The sequence below is a fragment of the Colwellia marinimaniae genome, assembly GCF_002207865.1.
GTDB classification, from domain to species: domain Bacteria; phylum Pseudomonadota; class Gammaproteobacteria; order Enterobacterales; family Alteromonadaceae; genus Colwellia; species Colwellia marinimaniae.
Map to the genome: position 1 here is coordinate 1 of NZ_BDQM01000231.1, position 277 is coordinate 277.

Here is a 277-nt window from a genome sequence, read left to right on the forward strand (position 1 = left end):
CATCGATGACATGCTCGAAACCATGTATGCCGAAGAAGGTATTGGTTTGGCCGCTGTACAAGTCAATATTTTACAACGTATTGTCGTTATCGATGTGTCAGGAAAACGCAATGAACCTCTAATCCTTATCAATCCAGTGCTCACCAACAAATTCGGTGCAACAGGTATTGAAGAAGGCTGCCTATCGGTACCAGAATCACGCGCTTTTGTGCCCCGCGCAGAAAGCGTGACAGTAACAGCGTTAGACCGTGATAATAATGAGTTTACACTATAATCC

1 pseudogene is annotated in these 277 nt (G+C 44.4%); it reads left to right on the plus strand.

Annotated elements, in window-relative coordinates:
* Positions 1-271, plus strand: a pseudogene (locus MTCD1_RS19050) (peptide deformylase); the annotation flags it as partial.
* Positions 272-277 lie beyond the last annotated feature (6 nt).